Genomic DNA, 20,406 nt, shown 5'->3' on the forward strand with positions numbered 1-20,406 from the left:
CCATAAGTCGGGCTTTTGACTTACAAACTTACTATCCCGTTAGTGAGCAAACTTACCAATCAGTGGGTTGATCTGTTCGAGGCCGGTAACTACGGCGACAAGGGCGAATACTCCAGCTCTGACATCGATCAGATCATCGCGAACTACGATCCTGCCCACCATGAAGCTCCGGTTGTCATCGGTCATCCGGCGACAGACGCACCGGCTTATGCGTGGGTGGAGAGTCTACGCCGCGTTGGAGCCAAGCTGCAGGGCAAGTTCAAGCAGATCGTTCCGGCATTTGAAGAGGCAGTGGAGGCAGGCCGCTACAAAAAGCGGTCTGTCTCTCTCTACAGCAGTGCGAAGGGATTCGCTCTTCGCCATGTTGGCTTCCTCGGCGGTTCGCCCCCTGAAGTGAAAGGTCTTGCAGACATCAAGTTTGAAAACGAGGACAGCGAATCGGTCGAGATCGAGTTCGCAGAGGAGAAGGATATGGCAACCGAGCAGTCGGAACAGCAGCAGACCAAATGGATGGAGGGATTCATTGATTCCCTTCAGAAGCGCTTCCCGGGTATGTTCGGGGCGCAGTCATCGCAGGCGAACTTCAGTGAGGCCGATGTGAAGCGCATCTCCGGAGAGGTCGCCGCCGCCGCTGTCGCCGCTGCCGTTGCGCCTCTCCAGGCGAAGCTCGATTCGCATGATAAGAACTTCACTGAGACGAAGACCGCATCTGAGACTGCCGCGTCCAAGACGCGTGCCGCGAATGCCATCTCCGGCCTGAAGTCTTCCGGTAAGTGGGTTCCGGCCTTCGACCGCGACGGCCTTACCATCCTGTTCGATGAACTCGCGAAGGCTGAGACCGTCATCGAGTTCGGCGAGGGCGACAAGAAAAAGAAGCAGACGCCGCTCGAGATCCTGGTCACGTTCATGGAGTCCTTTCCGCAGATCGTACCGGCTGGACGCGCTTATACCGGGCACGGCCCCGGCAGTCTACTTCCGGCGGCGTGCAGTTCAATGAGTCCGATCGCGTCAAGGCTGACCCCAACTCTGTCCTCTTCGCCGAGGCCATCCAGGCACGCATGAAGGAGAACCCGAAGCTGGACTGGGCCAAGGCGTCGCTTGAAGTAGCTGCTGAGCGTCCCGAGCTTACCGTGCCGGGAGGCGCGGCAGCAGGACAGGTCTAGCGCAATGACTAGCCTCTCCGGGCCGCGGTTGTCCGGAGAGGCTGATTCGCAATTTCAGATGTGCCCTCGGGCGAAAGGTTGAGACTATGCCAGCAGTTGAAAAAACCGGAGTTATCGATGCCGGGCATCTGACCCGGACTTACCAGGCCGGAGTGGCCGGGATGAAGCGCGGCACCGCAGTGATGCAGGGTGCCGACCCACAGCACGTTATCCCCGCGACGGCCAATGCGCAATGCCTCGGCCTTCTCGAAGAGGACGTCATCAACGTCGGCGACGACTGTGCTGTGCGTGTCTCAGGCGAGGCCGTCTTCATCGCCGGAGCTGTTCTCAATGCGCCTGCATATCTCGTCTCGAATGCGACCGGGCAGCTCATCCCGAGCGCCGCAATCGGCGACAACGTCATCGCTCGTGCTGTCTCGAGCATCGCGGCTATCGGCGATTACGGAACAGCCTTCATCACGCCTTTTATTCGCTAACAAATTCTGATTGATCTCTTTCCGCTGAGCGGAAGAAAGCAGGTTCAAGATGGGTGGATTCGCCCCAGTAATGCCGATAGGAACGCTGAACGTTGCGTTGTCGAACTACATGCAGCGTATCCGCAACAACAAGATGATGATCGACATGATCGCACCGCGTGTCCCTGTCGATCGCCAGTCTTACCAGTATGTGAAGTGGGACAAGTCCAACTCGCGCCTCACGCGTCAGACACGCCGCGCGCCTGGTGCTCGTCCGCAGAGTGTACGTACGACCTTCGGTGCCGACACCTACTTCTGCCACGGCCACGCTCTCGAAGGTAACGTGCCGTTCGAGGCTCAGCAGTATGGCCTCGGCCTCGGCTTCAGCGAGGAGCAGGCGCTGGTTGCGTTCCTGATGGATCAGATGACGCTCGATGCGGAGGTCGAATGCGCCAACATCGTGCTGAATCCAGCACTCGTTCCCAACACGCAGACCTTGTCCGGAGCATCGATGTGGGACAACGTGGCATCTGACCCCATTACCGTGATCGATGCGGCCAAGTCGGCGATCCGTCAGAACGGAGTGGACGCCAACTTCCTCATCTTCTCTGACCCTGTCTACACGGCAGTGAAGAACCATCCTGATATCGTTGACCGCCTGAAGTACACCAACACCACCGGCGTCTACGACACGGATGCGCTCTCCGCTCTCTTCGAGGTGCCCGTATCTCGTGCATCCGCCTATGTACTGGATGACGACAATAACGAGACATGGGTGTGGGGCGAGAGCGCGGTACTCGGTTATAGTCAGCAGGCACCGAGTCAGATGGATATCAGCGCTATGAAGCAGTTCGACTGGACTGCGGCTCCCGGCACAGTCGGCGGTTATGGCGTCATGACCTTCCCCGATCCCTACCTCAACAAGAAGACCACCATCTCTTCGATCGAGCGCTACTACGATCTGAAGCTCACCGCCCCCGGCTGTCTCTTCACCTTCAACGGCTGCTGTGCGGTCCCGGCTTACGGAGCCAACGCTCCTGAAGTCGAAGGCTAATCCACGATTTTTTACCGAAGGGCAGTAAGCAGGGCTGCCGGGGCTAAGGTTCCCGGCAGCCGCATAAGGAGACCATCATGGACGTTGTAACCCCCATCACCACGAACTATGTCACCACGTCGCCGATTCGTCACAATCGCAAGCTCTACCAGACGGGCAAGCCTATCGCGCTCACAACCGAAGAGGCTGACCGCCTCCGCAAGTACGGCTCCATCCGCGAGGCTGATGCGCCTGTTGCCATCCAGGCCGTTGTGCTGGGTGAGTCAACTCTCGCGAAGCTCACCGTGGCGGAGCTGGTCGAGCAGGGCACCCTTCTCGGCCTCACGCTCGACGCCAGCTCTGGCAAGGATGCAATCCTCGCTGCCGTTATCGCCGCCGCAAAGGCCGTGAAGGGCTGATGGCATACGCAGCACAGTCCGACCTGGTACCGGGCCGCATCCAGTCGCTGACACTCGCTCAGTTGACCGGCGACGGCAGACCGCCGGAGATCGATCCCGGCGTCGTCTCCGAGAAGCTGGACGAAGCCTCGGGCCAGGTCGAGCTGTACTGTCGTCTTCGCTACAAGCTGCCGCTGCAGCCGACGAACGAGCTGGTTGGCCTTACCTGCACAATCGCGATCTACCTGCTCTATTCGCGCCGCACAGGCCCGATCCCCGAAGCAGTCACCAATAACTACCAGGACGCCATGAAGATGCTGCGAGACATCTCAGCCGGAAAGGCCAGCCTGGATCAACCGATCGGGACTATCGATCAAGCATCGTCGGGACCTGTAGTTCGCTCTACTCGGCCCAACAAATTCAGCGATCGCAACTTGAGAGGCTTCGAATAATGGCGGCGTCGGTACAGGTGAATGATCGTGCGGTATTGCTGAGCCTCGGTGATTACCGCGCCAGCATCTCCGATCGTGCGGCCATGTATAGAATCCTCGGCCGCATGATGGTGGACTCGATCCATCTGACGATGGTTGAGCAGGGTTCACCCTCTGGCTCCTGGGTGCCGTTCGCTCTGTCTACTACTCTCCGCAAAGGGTTCAAGCCACACAAGCTCCTCTACCTCCTCGGCAATCTCTTTCGTTCGATTCGCTTCGACGTCAAAGGCGACGAGGTTGTGGTTGGCACCGGCAGCGAGATCCCCTATGCAGCCGTCCAGAACTTTGGCTCGGCTGATCTGGCAGGATCGACTGGGCCGCAGGCGCGGATCGAAGGCCGTCAGGTCAAGGTCGGGGCCTACGACTATTCGCGTCGGCTTGGCTTCGGACGTCTCTTCGATAGGAGCGCACGCGGGCGCAAGGCTGCGATCGAAGGACCAGGCCGGAAGATCTCGGTTCCCGATCACGAGCGCTACCAGAACATCCCTGCTCGTCCGTTCGCTGTCCTTCGCCCCGAAGATCCGCAGCGGTTCGTTGAGGCGCTCGATCTCTACATCGCCGGGCGCGGCCTGGCTGCCGGAGGTGTAGCGTGAGCGAGGCTCAAGGCACCTTCCACTTCGACCTGGTCTGGTCCGCGTGCATGGCGCTCTTGGTTGCGGGACTGGCCGACTGCGATGTCGCGCCGGTCTCCGAGAACGACTTTTCGGGCGATGACCTGGTACTTACGCCGCCCTCGGTTCGCACCTTCTTCGGCGGCGCATCCTTCAATCCCATGATGGACTCACAGCGGCTCAGCTATGACGCTGCTGGCCGGTTCGTGGCTATCTGTGCCGACCAGGACCGCACTTCGCCAGCAGACCAGGCAATCGCATCCCTGCAGCTCGCCAGCAGGGTCTGCGATCTGCTCACCGGTGCGCGGATCGCGCTTCCCACACGCGAGGCATCTGAGCCAGTCCTGATCGTGTCGATGGAGCCTCGGCCCGTAAAGGGCCTTGGCACCGCTTACGCGATCGGCTTCGAGGTTCCCGGCCTCGCACTCTTCCCTGGACCCAACGCATATCCGGAGGCTATCTATGGCGGGCAATGATTTCGTCCAGGTCCAACTGACTGCGGCTGGCATGGGTATGGCGGATGGCATACCACTGCGCGTATCGAACGGACGCCGCACTCTCGTCTTCACGCCTGGTCAGGAGACACGCGTGGAGCGCCATTATGAGTGGAATGGCTTCCTCAAGCATTATGCGAATCCGGAGGGCGAGCTACTGTTTGAGCTGGCTCCTGTTGCAGCTCCGGTCCCTGCCGCTACGCCTGCGCCCGTTGCTCCCGTTGTATCCACATCAGAACCAACCGAACCTGAAGCCTCCAAGGAGCCGACCGCATGAGCATCAACCTGCAAAAACAGAGTTCTCGTAATCTTGTCCTGAGCGCTAACACTCAGGCGGCCTATGGCGGCGTCCTCGCCGATGCGGCCCTTACCGTGCGCCAGCGCTTCGACCCCAGCTCCGCGATCTCGGCTACTCCGGGGAATCGCACCGACAAAGAATCGTCCGGCAAGGGCACGGAGTGGGCGACGGACGATCAGATCACGAGCTGGGATACTGCGGGCACCATTAAGAACGATGCCGATACGTTCCTGCTCGGCTGGATGCTGTCGCTCGCCTTTGGGCAGGAGACGGTCGTTGGCGCTGGCCCCTATACGCACACGTTCACGCTTCCGTCTGTGACGGCGACGATGCCCGCCACCACCATCTACGTCGAAGAGACCAACGATGTGAAGCGCAAGTATGCAGACATGGCGGCGAAGACGCTTTCGATCGACGTGCCCGAACGTGGAGCGGTCTCTGCCTCACTTGACCTGGTCGGGACAGGCAAATTTTATCCGGGCGCGATGGAGGCCCTCCCTGCGCTCGCGCAGGCCATCTATCTGCTTGGCTCGGACGTCATTGTGACGATCACGCCTGCCGCCGGTGCAGCGGTGCCGTTCAACGGTCGGCAAAAAGGGATCAGCATCAAGCTTGATCGTGGATCAGCCGCTTATGAAAGCTCCGGAGACGGTCTCACCTCGGGAAGCGTCGCGAGCGGTGATGGGAAATTTTCAGTCGATCTGACGATCGCCGCCGGTGCCGTCGACGATGTGAACGGATGGTTCGAGTCCGGCATTCGTTGCTCGCTCACGATTGCCACGAACGTTGCGCTTCCATATCGCTTCGGCTTTACCTTCCCGAGTGTGCGCTTCAACGCGAACAAGGTGACCAACACAAATAACACCGTCACCTGGGCGCTCTCGCTTGATGAGACCAGCTCCATCCAGGTCGGAGCGCAGGCAGCGATCAGCGCCTTCGTCATCAACGACACGGCTGCGTTCCTCGCGCCGCTCTAAATTTTTCTCCGCCGGGGATGTGGGCACGTCCCCGGTTCTTTTTCTTCTGTAGTACCGGCAGCACCCCTTCGCCGCCGGATGAGCGCTGCACCACTTCGCGACCTCAAAGATGTACAGGGTTCCTCACCCTGGCAACACCAAAATCCAACCACTCACAATGAGGAAACCCATGTCCGAAACTCAGGAAGTTCTGCTCGATCTCGCCAAGCTGCGTATCATCCGCCTTCACGACCGCAACCGCTCCTTCACGCTCTTTTGCCGCCGCATCGAACGCGCCGACTGGCTCGCCTACTTTGCTGCCATCCGCATCACCAGTGAGCAGACGGGCGCAAAGCGTGCAAACACGATGGATTTTGAGACGCCCCGCGTCATGCTTGCCGAGCGTGTCCTGCTCAAGGCCGAAGGCTATAAGGTCGCAGGCTTTGACAAGCTGGAGGACGTGCCGAACTGGCAATCTCGTCTGCCGCTCTCGCACCGTCGCCAGTTGGGCGCGACGCTGGCCAATGTGCGCAGCTCCGAGGCTTCCGAGGATTTCGTGATTCATGCAGAGGCAGAGGAAGTTCTGCTCGATGCGGCGTGGTCGGCGGTTCATCTCATCGGCGATAGCTGGGCGATGAATGAATATCAGGGACTCAAGCACATCCTCAAGACGCCGACTGATGCGCAGTACAAGCGCTACAACCAGGAGTCGAGCCGCAGTATCGTGGTCGGCGGCTCTCGCTCGGGTAAGACGATCTACACGGGTGCGCACGCTGTCCTTTGCGATCTATACGACGAGCTGATCCTCTCCGTCGAAGGGTACTCGGTCGACGGGAAGCCGTTGACCTCTGTGGAGCAGATCCGCGCCGAGATGGACCTGCACCACAAGTTCTCGGCGGCACAGGAACTCTTCAACCCGAACGGCACGGTAAGCACCGAGGCGGCTGAGCAGGAGTAATGCAGGCCACTATCCAATCCGCAGAGATGGCCGTCGCCCAGTGCGATCGGCCCATCCTGGTCGAAAGAGATGCGGAGGGCCTCCAGCTCGCCCTCCGCGCCCTCTTCGAAGAGGCGCTGATCCTGCATCGCATGGATTCCATCCTGCGCCTCGCGGATAAGGCAACACGCGATCGCGCCGCCGAGGAACTGCCGGAGCGTGAGCTATCGCCCGGTTACTATCGCCGCGCCGCGTATCTGCTTGAGCTTTCCACCACGCTCGAGTTGGGTGTTCCCGTCGATCCCTCCACCATCACCCGTTCCGACGTCATCGGCCTCCAGGCCGTGCGCAACGCACGGCAGGAGTATGAGTACGACCATCCAGCGTGCGAGGCCTGCGGCGAGCGCCAGGACAATCGCTTCCTCAAGCAGTGCTTCAAATGCGCCACCAAGTTCGCGGGAAGAGGCAACTGATGGCGACACTCGTACAGATCGTGATTCAGCTCGATAACACCAAGGCTCTCGCCGGGGCCGATCAGGTTACGGCGTCGATACGCGACATCGGTGTAGTCGGCGAGGAGGCATCCGAGCAGCTCGGCACGGCAATGACGAATGCGACCGCCAAGATTCAGCAGGCGGTCTCGCCATCAGCCGCGCTGAATGCAGAGATGCGCCAGATGGGCATGAGTTCGGCCTCTGCTGCGGCAGGCATCACCGATATCGGTCGGGCAGCATCCGACACGAGTGCCCGGGTTGCCAGAGCCAGCGCGGCGATGCAGCAGATGGTGGAGAACATGCAGGCCGCTCAGGCCAAGTATGCTGCAGCGGCGCAACAGCAGCTTTTGAGCAGCCCCCAGAGGATGGCCGGGCTCGGCGGCGGTTCGTATGGCTTTGCGAACTTCCAGACGATCCAGGCACAGCAGCGTGGCGGCATGGTCGGGGACGTCTTCGGCTTCAAGAACCTTCCCAGCGAGGTCGGACCCGCAGATGAGGCCATCCAACAGTTCGGCAGCCACATGACGACATCGCTCGATTCCGTGCGCCTCTTCGGGCAGGAGCTGGGTATCAGGATTCCGCGTGCGATGGAAACGATGCTTTCACGCATCCCGGCTGTTATCGGACTGTTGAGCGGGATGCTAAACGCGATGCTCGCACTCGGCGCAATCGAGATTTTTGCACGTATCGCCGAGGGCATCTACCACGTCTACGAAGAGTGGTTCAACGTGACCAAAGCTGTTGAAGATTACCAGGTCAAGGCTGCCGAGGCCGGTCAGACAGAGCTATTCAACACAGCCTCAATTGAGACTGCGAACTCGCTGCTTGCGGAGACATCGCGGCGCGTCGACGAGCTGCAGAAAAAGAAAGACCAGGCCGGGGTTGCGAATGTGCCTGGTGGTGGTTTGCTCCAGTACTTCGCTGGAGCTGGTGCGGGTGGTGAATCATATGCCGGTGCGGACGCAACCTCACAACAGGCAACCGCCAATGTAACTTTTAGCGCACAGGACGATAAGACTCTCGCATCAAACCTTGCTCTCCAGGCGACAGCGCAGCAGCGCGCCAACGAGCTGAAGCACACGGGCAATCTGCAGCAGCTGCAGGATCGGATGGCATATGATTCGGCAGTTTCGGGAAGCCTCGGCCGCATCGGCGCAAAAGAGAGCGATAGCGAGAAGATAGCCAAGGCCAACCTCGATTACACGCAACAGAGGGAACAGGCTCTCGAGCGTATATCTCAACTGAACACTAAAGCAGACCCCATAAAGTATCCGGCCAGTCAGCAGGCACATGCCGATCCTACTGCTGGATTGGCTGAATATAACGAGGCCATCAATAAGGCACGTCTGGATGCTTCAGCCGAAAATATAGCTGCTTCACGTCACGAGCGGGATGAAAGGATCGCCGCGCAGAACGAGGCCATTAACTCCGGCCTTGAGGGAGAAGCTCGTTATACGGCTCAGCGCAAGCAGGCCATTGATGCAATAACTCGTCAGTATCTTGATGGGGATATAAGCAAGCAGACAGCCGATGCGACAACGGCGGCGATCGCCGCAAGGTTTGACAACGAACGAGCAGAGCGGCTGCAACAGCAGTGGCAACAGACTCAGCAAATCGTCCGCAATGCGCAGCAGTCGGGTCTCACCGGCGCGGCCCGCATTGTCGCGGACCATGATAATCAGGTCCAGGCGATCAATACGGACCGCACGCTTGATCCGGAGAACGCGTCGGCGCGGCGAGTGGCTGCACAGACCGAGGAAGTTCAGAAGCTCACCGCCCTGCAAGATCAATATACCGATCGCGTAAAAGCAGAGATCGATAGTCGCACCGAGGCCGGGCTACAGGGCTACGCCAAGATCGACGCGGCCCAGCAGCGCCAGATCAACGCCGCCACGCGGGACATGACGCGTAATTATGGCGGCAAGGACGTGCCTCCCGACGTGCAAGCCCAAGGTCAGAAGCAACTGCAGGATGAGACCACTTCAATCATCGCTGCATCGAATGCCGACCGCACGCGGCTCGCGCAGCAGACCCAACAGCAGACTCTCCAGATGGACCGTGAGGCCGCGCAGGCCGAGCGCCGCGTGCGCGGTGAGGGACTCGCTGGGTGGGTGCAGGATTACCAGTCAGCCGTTGCCGAGATTCAGACAGCACAGACGGAGATGCGAGCGCGGATCGACGCGGACCAGCAAAAGACCGGCGGCGATACAGCGCCGTTCGAACAACAGAAGGTCGACGCCGATCGCGTCGCCAATGCGCAGATCCTCGAGCTAAACCAGCAGATGAGCCATCAGGTCGCGGGGATGCTGCAGGGCGCGTTTGATGATCCTGTGCGGTTCATCCAGAACAAGATGAAGGAGATGTTCTTCCAGATCCTCGCCGACTGGCTGACCCAGACGGAGACCTTCAAGGGTTTGTTTGGGAATTCAATGAGCACTCTTCAGCCTGGTGGCGCAAGCGGCGGCAGCGCGGCCAGCGCTGGCGGCATCTCCGGGTTCATCGCTCAACATCTTGGAGGTCATCCCGCCGCTGCAGCTTCCTCCACGCGCTCCAGCAGCACGGCAACTTCTGCCGATATCGTCTCCGGCACGATCGACCAGGCGTACATTCGTCCCGGAGCCACTGGGACGGCCAGCATTAGCGCTGGCAGCCCTGCCATCGCGTCGGCGAGCCTTGGGACAATAGATCATGCCTACACAGCGCCTGCGGCGTTTACAGCGGCACCTGGCAGCAATTCCTCATCGGTGGCACAGTTGGGTGCAGTCCAGACGACAGCGGCACGTAGCGCCGGTGTCGCACCCGCTTCCGTTATCTCCGGCACATCAGACCTTCTCAAAAACGGGATGTCTACTGCGCACACGCTGAGCACCCTTGGTGCAGGTAGTCTCTCCAGCTCAAATGCGTCCACCGCAGATAATGTTGCGAACCTGAATCCTGCAGGAACCGATGGAGGCTTTGCGGCTGCCGAAGCCGCAGATACCGATGCAGCCTGGAACGATCCAACCAAGGTATCCAGTTCGGTGCCCGGCTCGGGGGCTAATTCGGCCTATCATGGCGCGGCTGGCAGCTCCGGCCTCTCTGCCGGACTCGGCATCGTCGGTGCCGGAGTTGGGGCCTACACGGGCACCGAGGGGATCATCAGCTCGTTCGAGAGCGGTAAAGCCAGCGGCATCCTGACCGGAGCTGAAAGTGGCGCTGCAATGGGCGCGTCGATTGGGATGCTGGGTGGGGCACCGGGCGCTGCAATCGGCGCAACAATCGGCGCTGTCGGCGGCGCAGTTGCCGGTCTGGTTGGCTGGGCTAGTGGCGAAGGCAATCGCATCCAGGCACAGCAGTACTACAAGAGCACGATGCAGCCCCAGCTCGCGCAAGAGGAGCTGGCCTATGGCCAGGGCAGCGGCGGCACAGTCTACAGCGCGCTGTCGGAGGTCAATCAGACTGCATCGCAGGGCTACAACTACATGATCCAGAAGTGGGGGTTCGACGCAGCCGCATGGGCGAAGACTTCCTACATCGATCCGATGGTCGCAAACATCACTCAGGATCTCGAGGCGCTAGGCGGCGCCGGTCATGACTACATGGCTGCCTCCGCTGTCCAGTTCCACTCAGGCGGTGTGATCTCAGGCTTCGGCGACTTTGCGACCAGCAGCAACGAAGGCATGATTCACGCCATGCTTGGCGAGACCGTGATGAACCCCGCCGCGAGCAGTGCTCACGCTCCATACTTATCCGCCGCGAACGCGGGCGCGTCTCCGGAGGACATCGCGGCGATGTATCTAGGCTCGAGCAGCTCCGGGACGGCTGCGAGCGCATCCGGCGGTGGTGATACGCATCATCACTGGAACGTCAGCGCCGTCGACGCCAAATCGTTCAAAGATATGCTCGTCAACGGCGGCGGCATGGATGCGATATCGCAGGCCGCGAATAAGCGCGTGACGCGCATGGCGAGCGACGTGGGAGGCGCGATCTAAATGGCCGAGACCGATATCTTCAACCCTCTCGATTGGCAGACGAGCCTCGATTTCAACCCGAACCCCGCCTACATGTCAGAGCTTGAGCCAGGTAGTAACAGCCAGATATTGCGACCGCGCCTCGGTGGTTGGTTTAGCCGCGACCTCACAAATACCGGACACAGCTTCTCCCTGCAGTGGAACAATCTGCCGCTGAGTATCGTGCAGCGAATCAAGCAGTTCTACCACTCCTACAAAGATGGATATTTCACGTTGATCGATATCGACGGCGGTGGACGTCACTATGTGGGGCGCTTCACCAATGTTCCTAAGTCGGTCCAAACGGCTAACGGAAAGTACAGCATCCAGGGCCTCACTTTTGAGGAGTATCCGACAGCACGGATGGTGCAATATCCCAGCGATTTCGACAATGACGGTCACTCTCTCTATGTTGCTGATGACAACCTGCGCCCACGGGTGGCGCTCATGCAGGGAGCTTGGGCAATCCAGATATCCCCCACCGCTCCCGCTGGCTCTACCGCGTCAATGCCATCCGCGCTCGAGGCATACGACGCAGCTCCCGTGGCTGGTACTGACTGGGCACAGATGGGTTATGTCGGCTGGGGCTTTTCGATGACATTCCGGCTGGGTGCGACCCTCGGCGTCATCGATCTCTATCTCGATAACGTGCTGCTCGTGTCTGGTCTCAACCTTAGCAGTGGTGCCGTCACCCAGTTGAATGCACCTGCTGGCACCTCTCCTAATGGCAGCACGTCCCTCACTGTCGAGGTGATCGATGTGCCGCTCGACTCTCATCGCATCAAGATTATGGCTAATGCGGCTTCAGGGGCTGGCAAAGGCATCCTCTTCCCACCGGTCACTTACATCTACTAATGTCGAATCCACTTCCAATCCCAGCGAAAGCAGTTATGCAGGCCAACGGCGGTTCGCCGCCTGTCTGCCTGCTCGAAGTACTTACCATCTCGAACAATTTGTATTTCTGGTCTGACGGAAGTCCCAAAGTTGTAGCCGTTCTCAACACTTATCCTCTGCCGGGAAGTGGCGACGGCGGGATTCTCACCCTGCCTCCAGTACAGTTCCAGCCCTGGATAACTACGCCGCCCGTCTTTCGCACTTACAAATCGACCCAGACGGCAACGGCGACAATCACCATTCAAAATGTAAGTGGAGATAGCATTCGCCGCGACGCGGCTCTCTCCTTCAGCAAGGATGAGTTCAGCAGCGCACTTATTTATTTTCGTCTTTGGCGCGAGGACTGTGAGTTATCGGAATTCAGCTTCCAGGGCAACGTGGACGAGATCGATATCGATGCGGACGGCGACAGCATGACGCTCACGGTCGAAGGATTTTGTAACTGGTCCAAAATCACCGCGCCGAACAGGCAGATCGGCGTCTCATGCACACTACGCTTCGGCACCGTCAACTGTGGTTCCACAAGCGCCATCCCTTGCGATAACAGCTATGGCACATGCAGCTCGATCGAGCGCTTCGACGGGATCGTGCTTGAGTGGAACGGAGCCGCGCTCGACTATACGCAGTACGCACAGGCCGCGCCGACCCGGGTCTTCAACGGGAGGAATCCCGGCTAATGGGCCTCAATCCTGAATACGTTCAGCAAAGCACGCGTGCGCTGCCGTTTTGCGTCGGGTATGTCTATGCCCAGGGCAGCAAGGTCAACTCGATGGTTGGTCCTGATGGAGCGACTGTCGAGCAGTACATCCTCGCAGAGGGCGAGTGGGACAGTTGCCTCTATCTCTCTGTCTCACCTACCGATTTTTTCTCAACTGACAATGAACAATTAGTCGGGGGCGGCTCTTTTTACACGCAGAACAAATTCAACCAGGGCGACGATTACAGCCGTTCACTTTACTACCACTTTCACGGCGGCTCGCTCGCTACGAAGGGTGTTCCGAACAACCTTATTAGTCAGGGGCCAGACCAAGGTTCCGAGATATGGCTCAGATACTTTCCATCAGTTACTCCCCAGCTCTGCTATAGCGGCCTCGCCTATTATTTTGTGCGCCGCATCATCCAGGCATCTGATGGGATAACAGGCGACGTGGGTGTCCTTTCGAGTGTCGCGATGCAACCGACCGGCATCTATCGCAGTCTTCGTTGCCGCATGTTCGATGCCACCGGCGAAGTAACTGGCTATGGGTTCACGGTCAATCCTACGTGGCAGATGACAGAGACCGTCCTCCGCTACCAGATCAAGCAGCAACAGCCATCTCTTGCCGGACTTACTCGTGCGGAGAAGGCGTGCTTTGACTGGCCCGCATTGGTGGATCATGCCAACCGCAACGCGGCGCTTCTCTCGAATGGTGCTCCTACCTACGCGGGTAACTTTGCCTTCGCCTCGGATGCAACGCTTGCCAGCATGATGGAGACGCAACTGCGCAATTGCAGGTCTTATAAACGCGAACGCGGCGGCGTGATTGCGTTCATCGGAGATGACCCTCGCGTGTCGGTATTCACTTTTTCGCAGCGAAATGTTGTTCCCAATACGGTAAAGATCAGCAAGAAGGATCTGAGCACGGCCTCCAACGTTTACATCCCTCAATATCGTGATCTTGGGATTCCTGCGGTCACTGAAGTGGTAAACGTAGAGGTAACTCAGGCCGACGCTAATTCAAAGTTCATCTGCACTTTCACCACCAATGGGCAGCAGCCCTTATTCTCGGGAGACTCCTTTACTTATTCGGGCAGCTCCGATGACGCAGATTTCGCCGGTGACTATCGAGTCGAACTCTACTCGACGACGACAGGCAATCAGCCAGCGGTGATCTCGGCCCCGCCCATCCCGAACCAATTCAACACGAGCTTCGGCCCGCAGAAGATAGCCTCTGCGACGGGTGGTTTTATCGGCACTCAGCAATCGCGCTTTTCGCAGCGTGCCCCAACCGTGGTGCAACATCGTGCCCATCAAAAAGCTGTTGGCCAGGTCGCTCCCGGCATCATTCCCATTCCGCGCGCAACACCTGTTTATTACGACCTCGGCAACAACACGTTCGACCAGACGAATCGCATCATGCAGTGGATGATGGCTCGCGATCTCGGCACGGATGGCCCTAACTGGAAGGCACCGTTTCAGGGCACTATCTCCGGGTATCTGGAGTCTGTCGACGTCAACGGCAACGCTCTCGCCGAGGTTGAGAACGGAGACATCATTACGATCGACCCAACGGCCTCGCCGGAGTTCGCGGGCGACTATGAAGTGGTCGACAATGCTGTTGAGCCAGCCAGCTCGAGCGGCAGTGGCTCACAGCGCGACCTTACGATCCAGACATACAACCCTGCCGCATTTGTAGACGTGAGCTATCCGCCCGGCGACTCCTATTCGACGCTACCCAATAGCCTTTTGCCGATGGGTGATTCAGTGCTGCCAGAGGCTCAGTATTACGTGATGCAGGCGACGCCATCCCCTGTCTCCGAGGATGACGGGACTGTCACCGTCAACATCAACGATCTCTCGATCTGGTGGGCCGGGCAGGAAGCTCCAACTGCCTATCCAACGGTCTCGCTGGCGAAGGTGCCGACCGGCGAACTCGTCACCGTTTATCTCGCCATGACGACGATGGCCACCCAGCCGACGATGAGCTTTCAGGTGCCCGCAGCCAATGTCCTTCCGACCGTTCCAGCAGGTAGCATGATCGTTTTCTATGGCACTTATTTGCCCACCACGGGAGGCAGTCCCCTTGTACAGCCAGGCTCAAGCACAAATTACGGAGGAGGGGCGGTCTCGTCCGATTCGTCGTCGCCTTCCGGGCCGTCGAATTGATCGGTTCGTGGGGCGTCAGGATAGTATGGCTTCGAGGGATTCAGATTTTCATATACAGCCGCTTTTTGGGAAAATTCCCATTTATCGGCTGCACGTTTTCCCGAAAAATTCCGGCAGCTACAGCTTCTGTCTTTGTTGTTGCTTTTGCTTCTGGGGTAGGTCCGGGCTTTGGCCCGGACATCAAAACCAGCCACAGAAGCGGGCTTTAGCCCCCGAGGTATGCTTTCTTCAAATGAGGAAAGACGTCCTGCCGGACGGGCCTCCTACGCGGAGAGCGGTCACTTCGTGACTTTCACACTTGTCTCGGCAGGATCAACAACATCGGTCCTCCCCCGGTCGGAAACTTCTGCGAAAATAACTAACGTGAAGAAGATCGCGATTTTAGGTTCGACCGGTTCCATCGGCACCTCCACCCTCTCCATCTGCGAGTCGTTTCCCGACCGATATCTCCCCATCGCGCTGGCCGCCGGGACCAACCTCGAAGTCGCCTTCGCCCAGGCCGTGCAGTGGCGCCCACAGCTCCTCTCCATCGCCACCGAAGAGCTGGCCGACACCCTCCGCCAGCGCCTCAGCGCCGAAGGCATCACCGGCATCGAGATCGTCTGGGGCACCCCCGGCACCGTCGCCGTCGCCACCCACCCGGCGGTTGAGTTCGTAGTCTCGGCCATCGTCGGCGTGTCAGGGCTCGAAGCCACCTACGCCGCCGTACAGGCAGGCAAGACCATCGGCCTCGCCAACAAGGAGTGCCTCGTAGCCGCCGGAGACCTCATCATCTCCGCCGCCCGCGAAAAAAACGTGGCCCTGCTCCCCATCGACTCCGAGCACAACGCCGTCCACCAGTGCATGCGCGGCGGAGCGGCAAACGAGGTCAAGCAGGTCTGGCTGACGGCCTCCGGCGGCCCCTTCCGCAACACCCCTGCGACCGACTTCGCGGCGATCACCCCCGCCCAGGCTCTGAAGCACCCCACCTGGGTCATGGGCCAGCGCATCACCATCGACTCGGCCACCATGATGAACAAGGGCTTCGAGGTCATCGAGGCCTGCCGCCTCTTCGACCTGCCGCCCGCGCAGGTCCGCGTCACGGTCCACCCGCAGTCGACGGTCCACTCGCTGGTAGAGTTCATCGACGGGTCGATATTGGCGCAAATCTCGGTGACGGACATGCGCCTGCCCATCCTCTACGCCCTCGCCTACCCCGAGCGCCCGGCCTCCAACCTGACCTTCGACCTCGCATCCCTAAGCCATCTCGACTTCGCCCAGCCCGATCTCGCCCGCTTCCCTTGCCTGCGCCTGGCCTACGAGGCAGCAGCGGCCTCCCAAGCATCCTGCATCGCCCTCAACGCCGCCGACGAGATCGCCGTGGCGGCTTTCCTGGCCCACCAAATCCCCTTCCTCGGCATTCCGGCTACAATCGAACGTGTACTGGAGCTAACCCCGGCAGCCCGGCCCGCGTCTATTCCAGACGTCCTGGCGGCGGACCGCGCGGCCCGCGTCTGTGCCGCCGAAGTCATCGCGGGACGAGCGTAAAGCTCCCCCGCAAAGCACCACACGAGGCTTTCCACTTCTATGATCGTTACCGTCCTCCTGCTTCTGCTTGTTCTCGGCGTCATGGTGCTGGTCCACGAGTTCGGCCACTTCGCCGTGGCCAAGCTCTGCGGCATCCGCGTCGAGGTCTTCTCGATCGGCTTCGGCAAGCGGCTGCTGGGCTTCCGCTCGGGCGACACGGACTACCGCCTCTCCCTGCTGCCCCTCGGCGGCTACGTCAAGATGTCGGGCGACAACCCCGGCGAGGCCCCCACAGGCGATCCCGGCGAGTTCAACGCGCACCCCCGCTGGCAGCGCGGCCTGGTCGCCATCGCCGGGCCGGTAGCCAACCTTGTCCTGGCCTTCATCATCATGCTGGTGGTCTACATGAACCACCACGAGGTCGACTACTACCTCGCCGGACCAGCCCAGAACGACTACGCGCTGCGCAACTCTCCCGCCGCCGCCACCGGCATCCACCCCGGCGACACCATCGTCCGCTACGACCACCAGGACAACCCCGACTGGGAGACGATCCTCAACACCTCGCTGCTCAACCTCGGCCGCACGGTCGACTTCTCCTACGAGCACGACGGCCAGCGCACCGACTCCCACATCCTCGTCGCGGGCACCCAGCCCGACCCCAGCACGGCCGACGTCTACTCCATCCTGAAGCCCATCGGCCTCGTCCCCCAGGCCCAGAACGTTCCTGTGGCCGTGACGTCGGTCGCACCTGACTCCCCAGCCTCCACGGCTGGCCTCCAGCCCGGCGACCAGATCTCCGCCATCGACGGCGTCGCCATCCACTCGGTGCCCGCGCTGCTGGCCTATTTGCAAGACCAAGGCGGCAAGCGCTCGGCCCTCACCGTCGTCCGCTCCGGCGCGGCCATCACGGTGGGCATCACGCCCAAGCTCATGCCCAGCGGCGACGGCACCGACAGCTACCGACTCGGCTTCATCCCGGTCCGCCCGCTCTTCCGCGTCAACAAGCTCTCCTTCGGCGCGGCGGCCCGCGAGTCGTGGAAGACGAACCTGAAGTCGGCCACGCTCATCAAGGACGTGCTCATGGGCATGTTCCAGCGGCGCGTCTCGCCCAAGAACCTCTCCGGCCCCATCGGCATCGGCCAGCAGGTGGGCATCGCCGCGCGCGACTCCATCTGGTCGCTCTTCACCCTGATGGCGGTCATCAGCATGAACCTGGCGATCTTCAACCTGCTGCCCTTCCCTGTGCTCGACGGCGGCCTCATCAGCCTGCTGGGCATCGAGGGCATCCTGCGCCGCGACATCAACCAGCAGGTCAAGGACCGCATCTACCAGGTGGCCTTCGTCTGCATCCTGCTCTTCGCCGCGATGGTCATCTTCAACGACATCAGCCGCCTGCCCCACCACCTGAAGATGTAGGCTCGACACCATCACCAAGAACAAAGGCAAGGACATGGTCCTTGCCTTTGTTCTTGCTCTTGTTTTTGCCGTTGCCAGTTTTCTTGGTTGTCATTCAGGAGCGAAGCGGAGGAATCTGCTTCTGTCTTTGCTTTTGCCCTTGCTTCTGGGGTAGGTCCGGGCTTTAGCCCGGACATTAAGCCCATGCACCAATGCGCGCTTTAGCCCCCGAGGTATGCTTTCTTTTCCCAATCACAAAGGCAAAAGCGCCCTAACGCCGGGCGGGCGGCACTTCGTGCGGTCTTGGACGCTTCGCGTAAAAACCGCTACTCCCGCGCCTTCAACTCCGCTGCCACCACCCCAGCCACCCGCCTCACCTCATCCTCCTGATCCAACCCAAAGCTAATCGCCCCCACCCGGGCATGTCCCCCACCCCCAAACCGCTCGCAGATCTCCGCGATATTCGCAAGCTCCGCCGCAGGCCGCTGCGTCCACGGATTCGTCCCCACCGAGATCTTCGTCCGAAAGCTCGACTTGCTCACCCCCACCACATACGTAGCCTCCGGGTGCAGGTAGTACGGGATGAACTTGCTATAAGCCTCCATCCTCTGGTCGATCAGGTCGAAGGTAATCACCCCCCGCTCCACCCGCGCCCTCTGCCGGATCAGCTCCAGCGCCTCCCAGTGCTGGTCGAGCAGCGGCCCCACAAACTCCTGCACAAATGGCTGATTCAAAACCTCTTGCAGCGGAAGCGAGGTCAACAGAGGAATCATCCTCGGGATCAAAGCATCATCCCGATCACTCGCAGGAGCATTCTCGATCACCAGCGTCAGCTTCATCGCCGGAGCCTCCAGCTCCACCGCAGCCTTGGCCGACTCATACTTCGCCCCGTCGACGATATCGGCCCAGTGCAGCAACTCCTCCAGTCCAGCCGTGTCAAAACCAAAACGAGTCTTCGCAATATGCGCAATAAAGGTAGTGCAGGAGGTGTAATCGGGATCGTAAAACTGCTGCCCACCCGGCGCGCCGACGCGGTCGAAGTGCTCGCGCTCCTCCGCCCCGGCAAAGGCGCTCAGGTGATGATCGAACCACCACGTCAGCTTCGGCGAAGAGGAGTACTTGAAGTCCACAATGGCGTTGCCGCCATCACCAAAGATCCCCTCGTCGATCAACCCGCCAGCCTTATGGACCAGCCCGCGATAGACGTACTTTTCGCCCCCACCGGAGCACTCCTGATGAAACCGCGTGAACAGCGAGGCGGAGCAGGCTCCGTCAAAACATTTATCGTGAAAGAAGACCTGCATGGAACCTCGAATCTCTGAATCTCTCGAATCCCTCTCAGGATAGCCCGGCGCAATAGGATCATCCAACGCAGGCCTTAGGAATCCCCCGCATGTTCGATTCGCTCCACGACGCTCAACCCGAAACCTCCCATCCGCCGTCGCCGCTGCGCCGCATCTTCTACGGCCCGGACGGCCTCCGCGCCGGTTGGAGCCTGCTCCTCTTCGCCCTGCCCTTCGCCGTGCTCTACGGCGTCATGGCGCTGGCTCGCCACGCCCAACAAGCCCCGTCCCGCCGAACCGTGGACAACCAGATCAACGTACTCGAAACAGCTCTCGTCGAGCTAATCAGCTTCGCCGTCGTCGCCGGAACCACCTTCCTGGTCTCGCTGGTCGAGCGCCGCCCCTTCGGCACCTATGGCCTGGGCCGCGGCACCCCCGACGCCAACCCCCTCTTCGACCTCGGCAAGGGCCTCGCCTGGGGCGTAGTCTTCCTCTCCCTGCTGGTCGAAACCCTTCGTCTCACCGGCCTCATCGTCTTCGACGGCATCGCCCTCGATCCCCTCAGCGCGCTCGGCTACGCCCTCTCCTGGTTCGCCGCCTTCCTCTTCGTCGGCCTCTTCGAAGAGTTCCTCTTCCGCGGCTTCGTCCAATACACCGCCGCACGCGGCATCAGCGGACTGGTCCGCGCCATTGTCCCGCGTAGCCGCCACAGCCACGCCATCGGCTTCTGGAGCGCCACCCTCCTCTTCTCGGTCGGCCTCTTCGCCCTGCTGCACAAGGCCAATCAGGGTGAATCGCCCGTGGGCCTAGCCGCCGTCGCCGCCGCCGGGCTCACCTTCGCCTACTCGCTCTGGCGCACGGGAACCCTCTGGTGGGCCGTCGGCTTCCACGCCGCCTGGGACTGGGCGCAGTCGTTCCTCTTCGGCGTGGCCGACTCGGGCAGCCTCGCCCAGGGCCATCTCTTCCTCACCCACCCCGCCGGAGCCGCCATCTACTCGGGCGGAGCCACCGGCCCCGAGGGCAGCATCCTCGTCTTCCCCACGCTGGCCCTGACGGCGGTGATCATCCACCTAACCCTCCCCCGCCGCGACTACCCGCTCACCCCCAGCCAACAGCCGCCAACAGTCACCTAACCCGCAC

At 60.5% G+C, this 20,406-nt stretch carries 20 protein-coding genes; 18 read left to right on the plus strand and 2 right to left on the minus strand.

The genetic code is table 11. The annotated features are described in order from the left end of the window. Positions 1 to 42: 42 nt before the first annotated feature. From FTO74_RS14455 to rseP, 17 genes are all read left to right on the plus strand, one after another. Complete coding sequence (locus FTO74_RS14455; protein WP_162538781.1) at positions 43 to 1,062, plus strand: hypothetical protein; 1,020 nt, start codon at positions 43 to 45, stop codon at positions 1,060 to 1,062. Between the two features lie 187 nt (positions 1,063 to 1,249). Beyond that, entirely contained in the window at positions 1,250 to 1,639 is a 390-nt protein-coding gene (locus FTO74_RS14460; RefSeq protein WP_162538782.1) for a hypothetical protein, read from the plus strand. A 70-nt stretch (positions 1,640 to 1,709) separates the two neighbouring features. Then, positions 1,710 to 2,672, plus strand: coding sequence for a hypothetical protein (locus FTO74_RS14465; protein WP_162538783.1), 963 nt, complete (start codon positions 1,710 to 1,712; stop codon positions 2,670 to 2,672). Between the two features lie 77 nt (positions 2,673 to 2,749). Next, positions 2,750 to 3,070, plus strand: coding sequence for a hypothetical protein (locus FTO74_RS14470; RefSeq protein ID WP_162538784.1), 321 nt, complete (start codon positions 2,750 to 2,752; stop codon positions 3,068 to 3,070). After that, on the plus strand, positions 3,070 to 3,501 hold the full coding sequence (locus FTO74_RS14475; RefSeq protein WP_162538785.1) for a DUF1320 domain-containing protein: 432 nt from the start codon (positions 3,070 to 3,072) through the stop codon (positions 3,499 to 3,501). The genes FTO74_RS14470 and FTO74_RS14475 overlap by 1 nt, the downstream gene beginning before the upstream one ends. Beyond that, positions 3,501 to 4,133 (plus strand): phage virion morphogenesis protein, encoded by a 633-nt coding sequence (locus tag FTO74_RS14480; RefSeq protein WP_162538786.1) that lies wholly within the window; start codon positions 3,501 to 3,503, stop codon positions 4,131 to 4,133. Before FTO74_RS14475 ends, FTO74_RS14480 begins: the two co-directional genes overlap by 1 nt. Continuing rightward, positions 4,130 to 4,627 (plus strand): hypothetical protein, encoded by a 498-nt coding sequence (locus tag FTO74_RS14485; protein WP_162538787.1) that lies wholly within the window; start codon positions 4,130 to 4,132, stop codon positions 4,625 to 4,627. Before FTO74_RS14480 ends, FTO74_RS14485 begins: the two co-directional genes overlap by 4 nt. Continuing rightward, positions 4,614 to 4,922, plus strand: coding sequence for a hypothetical protein (locus FTO74_RS14490; protein ID WP_162538788.1), 309 nt, complete (start codon positions 4,614 to 4,616; stop codon positions 4,920 to 4,922). The genes FTO74_RS14485 and FTO74_RS14490 overlap by 14 nt, the downstream gene beginning before the upstream one ends. Beyond that, positions 4,919 to 5,920 (plus strand): phage tail tube protein, encoded by a 1,002-nt coding sequence (locus tag FTO74_RS14495; RefSeq protein ID WP_162538789.1) that lies wholly within the window; start codon positions 4,919 to 4,921, stop codon positions 5,918 to 5,920. The genes FTO74_RS14490 and FTO74_RS14495 overlap by 4 nt, the downstream gene beginning before the upstream one ends. 169 nt (positions 5,921 to 6,089) lie before the next feature. Beyond that, positions 6,090 to 6,857 carry a hypothetical protein gene (locus FTO74_RS14500; protein ID WP_162538790.1) on the plus strand — a complete coding sequence of 256 codons (768 nt, stop codon included), beginning with the start codon at positions 6,090 to 6,092 and terminating at the stop codon, positions 6,855 to 6,857. Next, entirely contained in the window at positions 6,857 to 7,309 is a 453-nt protein-coding gene (locus FTO74_RS14505) for a hypothetical protein (RefSeq protein WP_162538791.1), read from the plus strand. Before FTO74_RS14500 ends, FTO74_RS14505 begins: the two co-directional genes overlap by 1 nt. After that, positions 7,309 to 11,301, plus strand: coding sequence for a hypothetical protein (locus FTO74_RS14510; protein ID WP_162538792.1), 3,993 nt, complete (start codon positions 7,309 to 7,311; stop codon positions 11,299 to 11,301). Before FTO74_RS14505 ends, FTO74_RS14510 begins: the two co-directional genes overlap by 1 nt. Continuing rightward, complete coding sequence (locus FTO74_RS14515) at positions 11,302 to 12,174, plus strand: hypothetical protein (protein ID WP_162538793.1); 873 nt, start codon at positions 11,302 to 11,304, stop codon at positions 12,172 to 12,174. After that, a complete protein-coding gene (locus FTO74_RS14520; protein WP_162538794.1) occupies positions 12,174 to 12,890 on the plus strand; it encodes a hypothetical protein in 717 nt (238 codons plus the stop codon). The genes FTO74_RS14515 and FTO74_RS14520 overlap by 1 nt, the downstream gene beginning before the upstream one ends. After that, positions 12,890 to 15,079, plus strand: coding sequence for a hypothetical protein (locus FTO74_RS14525; RefSeq protein ID WP_162538795.1), 2,190 nt, complete (start codon positions 12,890 to 12,892; stop codon positions 15,077 to 15,079). The genes FTO74_RS14520 and FTO74_RS14525 overlap by 1 nt, the downstream gene beginning before the upstream one ends. A gap of 363 nt (positions 15,080 to 15,442) precedes the next feature. Continuing rightward, positions 15,443 to 16,606, plus strand: a complete 1,164-nt coding sequence (gene dxr / locus FTO74_RS14530) for a 1-deoxy-D-xylulose-5-phosphate reductoisomerase (RefSeq protein WP_162538796.1) — start codon at positions 15,443 to 15,445, stop codon at positions 16,604 to 16,606. A 39-nt stretch (positions 16,607 to 16,645) separates the two neighbouring features. Next, positions 16,646 to 18,004, plus strand: coding sequence for an RIP metalloprotease RseP (gene rseP, locus FTO74_RS14535; protein ID WP_174242231.1), 1,359 nt, complete (start codon positions 16,646 to 16,648; stop codon positions 18,002 to 18,004). Here the strand turns inward: rseP and FTO74_RS19810 are convergent. Further along, positions 17,973 to 18,098: a hypothetical protein gene (locus tag FTO74_RS19810; RefSeq protein ID WP_255462288.1), complete on the minus strand. Its 126-nt coding sequence runs from the start codon at positions 18,096 to 18,098 to the stop codon at positions 17,973 to 17,975. The genes rseP and FTO74_RS19810 overlap by 32 nt on opposite strands. 211 nt (positions 18,099 to 18,309) lie before the next feature. Beyond that, positions 18,310 to 19,287, minus strand: a complete 978-nt coding sequence (locus FTO74_RS14540; protein ID WP_162538797.1) for a phosphoesterase — start codon at positions 19,285 to 19,287, stop codon at positions 18,310 to 18,312. An 89-nt stretch (positions 19,288 to 19,376) separates the two neighbouring features. Between FTO74_RS14540 and FTO74_RS14545 the strand changes: the two genes are divergently transcribed. Further along, on the plus strand, positions 19,377 to 20,399 hold the full coding sequence (locus tag FTO74_RS14545) for a CPBP family intramembrane glutamic endopeptidase (protein ID WP_162538798.1): 1,023 nt from the start codon (positions 19,377 to 19,379) through the stop codon (positions 20,397 to 20,399). Positions 20,400 to 20,406 lie beyond the last annotated feature (7 nt).

It is taken from the genome of Granulicella sp. WH15 (assembly GCF_009914315.1).
Taxonomy (GTDB): Bacteria; Acidobacteriota; Terriglobia; order Terriglobales; family Acidobacteriaceae; genus Edaphobacter.

Coding starts and splice junctions, on each gene's coding strand:
- FTO74_RS14545 (WP_162538798.1), top strand. CDS start 19,377: ATGTTCGATTCGCTCCACGACGCTCAACCCGAAACCTCCCATCCGCCG.
- FTO74_RS14460 (WP_162538782.1), top strand. CDS start 1,250: ATGCCAGCAGTTGAAAAAACCGGAGTTATCGATGCCGGGCATCTGACC.
- FTO74_RS14475 (WP_162538785.1), top strand. CDS start 3,070: ATGGCATACGCAGCACAGTCCGACCTGGTACCGGGCCGCATCCAGTCG.
- FTO74_RS14490 (WP_162538788.1), top strand. CDS start 4,614: ATGGCGGGCAATGATTTCGTCCAGGTCCAACTGACTGCGGCTGGCATG.
- rseP (WP_174242231.1), top strand. CDS start 16,646: ATGATCGTTACCGTCCTCCTGCTTCTGCTTGTTCTCGGCGTCATGGTG.
- FTO74_RS19810 (WP_255462288.1), bottom strand. CDS start 18,098: ATGACAACCAAGAAAACTGGCAACGGCAAAAACAAGAGCAAGAACAAA.
- FTO74_RS14505 (WP_162538791.1), top strand. CDS start 6,857: ATGCAGGCCACTATCCAATCCGCAGAGATGGCCGTCGCCCAGTGCGAT.
- FTO74_RS14495 (WP_162538789.1), top strand. CDS start 4,919: ATGAGCATCAACCTGCAAAAACAGAGTTCTCGTAATCTTGTCCTGAGC.
- FTO74_RS14515 (WP_162538793.1), top strand. CDS start 11,302: ATGGCCGAGACCGATATCTTCAACCCTCTCGATTGGCAGACGAGCCTC.
- FTO74_RS14470 (WP_162538784.1), top strand. CDS start 2,750: ATGGACGTTGTAACCCCCATCACCACGAACTATGTCACCACGTCGCCG.
- FTO74_RS14465 (WP_162538783.1), top strand. CDS start 1,710: ATGCCGATAGGAACGCTGAACGTTGCGTTGTCGAACTACATGCAGCGT.
- FTO74_RS14510 (WP_162538792.1), top strand. CDS start 7,309: ATGGCGACACTCGTACAGATCGTGATTCAGCTCGATAACACCAAGGCT.
- FTO74_RS14480 (WP_162538786.1), top strand. CDS start 3,501: ATGGCGGCGTCGGTACAGGTGAATGATCGTGCGGTATTGCTGAGCCTC.
- FTO74_RS14525 (WP_162538795.1), top strand. CDS start 12,890: ATGGGCCTCAATCCTGAATACGTTCAGCAAAGCACGCGTGCGCTGCCG.
- FTO74_RS14520 (WP_162538794.1), top strand. CDS start 12,174: ATGTCGAATCCACTTCCAATCCCAGCGAAAGCAGTTATGCAGGCCAAC.
- FTO74_RS14500 (WP_162538790.1), top strand. CDS start 6,090: ATGTCCGAAACTCAGGAAGTTCTGCTCGATCTCGCCAAGCTGCGTATC.
- FTO74_RS14540 (WP_162538797.1), bottom strand. CDS start 19,287: ATGCAGGTCTTCTTTCACGATAAATGTTTTGACGGAGCCTGCTCCGCC.